Below are 2,737 nucleotides of genomic sequence, written 5' to 3' on the forward strand. Positions count from 1 at the left end.
CGACCATGACCGATACCGACACGCCCGCACTAGCAAGCTAAAACCCCAAACGAGAGGAAAACGCCGTTACACCACTACAAGGGACTTGACCGTCACCCATTTCATGGACGAGGCACAGCGCCTGTGCGATGAGATCGCCGTGATCGATGACGGGCGGATTATTGCTCAGGGCAGCCCCGCAGCGCTCGTCGACCGAGTGCGCGGCGCACAAACGCTCCACTTCCGGCTCGGTCAAGATCTCGATCCGCGCACGATCGCGGCGCTGCCCGGCGTCGAGGACGTCACTGTGGAGCATCGGACGTGGACCGTCACGGGCACGCCTTCGTCGCCCTCACGACCAAGGAGGACGCATGACCGCCCTACGGCAGCTCATCACGACAGAAACCAAACTATTCCTGCGCGATCCCATTGCAGGGGCCTACGAACTGCTGTTTCCCACCGTGCTGCTGCTCGGGTTGGGCTCGATTCCGATCCTGCGTCAACCGTCGCCCAACTTCGCCGGCGTGCGCTTCGTTGACCACTGGGCGCCATCAGCGCTCGTGATTGGGATGATCGCGATCGGCGTTCAACACGTGCCGATCGTCGTGGCGACCTATCGAGAGCGCGGCATTCTGCGGCGGCTTGGAACAACGCCGGTTCATCCGTCGATGTTGCTCGTGGCCCAGCTCATCGTCGCCTTCGTCTTTGTTGTCCTGTCGGCGGTCATCCTTATCGTCGCGGCTTGGCTGGTTCTCGATGTGAGCCTTCCTCAGCAGCCGGTGACGTTTATGCTCGCGTTCGTCCTGGGCTTCGCAGCACTTGTCGGCGTCGCCATGGTGAGCGTAGCAATCACCCCGACAGCGCAGTCAGCGAACAAGGATGGCAGCCATCGCTCTGGTGGCATCCGCGATAGCAGCGAAGCTATTTCGATGGGAGTAGGGGCACGTGAGACCACAACCGGCACCGCCCGGCCATCCCGCACGCCTGTGGGAAGGTCTTCTGCTGTGGGTCGCGTGGGTGCTCCTTGCACTCACTAGCGTCGTCTTCGCTGCACGGCTGGCTACCGGGGCGACCACCTTTGAACCCTGGCGCGCGCTGACGGCACTAACGCTTGTTGGTGCCTCAGCCGCGCTCATCTACTGGGGCACACCCGCCCCACAATGCGCGGCGAGCAGCCACTGCCAAGCGCTTTGGGATACTTTTTCACTCTTCTCGCGCTTGGCACTGCTCTCGTCATCCTCGACGACTCCTTCGTGATCTTCTTGATAACGGGCTTCTTTCACGCCCATATTCTGGCCTCATGGCGCGTCGGTCTCTTCGGCATCTTTGTCACCTCCCTCGTCATTAATGGCGTCACTCTTCTCGGACGGCCGACCATATCAACCCAGGACGTCGCCTTTGCCGGGATGATTATCGTCGTGCAGACGGCGGCTATCGGGGCCGGCCTGGTTATTACCCTTCAGGCAGTCAAGGCCGAGGAAAAGCGAGATGAACTCGTCGCGCGGCTGCAGGCCGCCCTCGATGAGAACGCCGGCTTGCACGCGCAGCTTGTGGTGCAAGCTCGAGAAGCTGGAGTCCATGACGAGCGGGGCCGGCTGGCACGCGAAATCCACGACACCATCGCGCAAGGGCTCGCCGGCGTGATCACCCAACTTCACGCGGCCCAAGGTGCTCGCGACCAGCAAGACAGCGCTGCGCGAGTCGAGAGCGCCTTGCTTTTTGCCAAGTCATCACTGGATGAGGCCAGTCGATCTGTCAAAGCCCTGCAGCCCAGAGAACTCGGCCAAGCGCAGCTGCCTGATGCGCTACGCACCTTGGCGGCCACCTGGCAGGAGACCAACGAGGTTCCAGTCCACGTTGAAATCACCGCAGAGCCGGTTGCGCTGAGCCCAGCGCTGGATGTGTCGCTCTTTCGAGTCAGTCAGGAAGCGCTGACGAATGTCGCCAAGCATGCCCAGGCCTCTCGGATTGCCCTCACTCTGTCCTACGGTGACCGACCAGGACGTGTTGTTAGATATTCGCGACGACGGGCGAGGAATGCATGGGCCGACAAACGGTTTCCGGCTGACGAGCATGCGGCAGCGGATCCGCGGAATCGGTGGCGACCTGGCCATCGAGTCCGAGCTAGGGGAGGGCACAACGATAAGCGCTTCCGTGCCCATACTTACTGCGACAGTGGAGGTCGCATCATGATTCGTTTGCTGATTGTCGATGACCATCCCATTGTGCGTAGTGGCTTGCGGGGGAGCTTTTCCAACCTTGCGGACATCGTGGTCGTCGGAGAGGCGAGCAATGGGGAAGAAGACGTGAAGCTAGCCGTCCAACTCGCCGCAGATGTCGTCTTGATGGACCTGCGGATGCCGATACTCGGTGGGGTCCAGGCAACTGAAGGACGCGCTCCCGGCCGAACTCGTGGCGGCCGAGCGGGCAGCAGCCCGCGGAGAAGCGGTGCTCGCTCCGGCGGCGACTGCGCATCTCATCGGCCGCGTGTCGCAACCGGAATCCGGCGTCCTGACGAATCGGGAGTTGGAGGTCCTGCAGCTCGTTGCCGATGGTGCGTCGAACAAGGAAGCTGCGGCGGCACTCTTCATTGGGCAAGCTAGCGTCAAGACCCACCTGCAGCACGTCTTTCACAAACTCGGAGTCAATGACCGGACCGCCGCAGCGGAGTTGAGTCCCTCATAGTGGTGTAGCGGGGTGGTCGTGCTGGACAGCAGGGCGGTCACCGCGTGATCCTCGAGTTCATCTTCTACAACTC

General features: G+C 62.0%; 4 protein-coding genes. 3 read left to right on the top strand and 1 reads right to left on the bottom strand.

Features of this window, described 5'->3' with window-relative positions:
• Window positions 1–37: 37 nt before the first annotated feature.
• Window positions 38–295 carry a hypothetical protein gene (locus BSZ39_RS12520; protein ID WP_073717639.1) on the bottom strand — a complete coding sequence of 86 codons (258 nt, stop codon included), beginning with the start codon at window positions 293–295 and terminating at the stop codon, window positions 38–40.
• Window positions 296–350: 55 nt separating this feature from the next.
• Here BSZ39_RS12520 and BSZ39_RS12525 point away from each other — a divergent pair, with 55 nt between their 5' ends.
• From BSZ39_RS12525 to BSZ39_RS14745, 3 genes are all read left to right on the top strand, one after another.
• A complete protein-coding gene (locus BSZ39_RS12525) occupies window positions 351–1,016 on the top strand; it encodes an ABC transporter permease (RefSeq protein ID WP_073717640.1) in 666 nt (221 codons plus the stop codon).
• 123 nt (window positions 1,017–1,139) lie between these two features.
• The gene (locus BSZ39_RS14740) at window positions 1,140–2,582 is read left to right on the top strand and encodes a helix-turn-helix transcriptional regulator (protein ID WP_245792524.1); all 1,443 of its coding nucleotides are present in this window, start codon (window positions 1,140–1,142) and stop codon (window positions 2,580–2,582) included.
• The gene (locus BSZ39_RS14745) at window positions 2,506–2,664 is read left to right on the top strand and encodes a response regulator transcription factor (protein ID WP_245792525.1); all 159 of its coding nucleotides are present in this window, start codon (window positions 2,506–2,508) and stop codon (window positions 2,662–2,664) included. The genes BSZ39_RS14740 and BSZ39_RS14745 overlap by 77 nt, the downstream gene beginning before the upstream one ends.
• Window positions 2,665–2,737: the final 73 nt, after the last annotated feature.

Origin of the sequence: Bowdeniella nasicola (assembly GCF_001907295.1) — a bacterium.
Lineage (GTDB): Bacteria > Actinomycetota > Actinomycetes > Actinomycetales > Actinomycetaceae > Bowdeniella > Bowdeniella nasicola.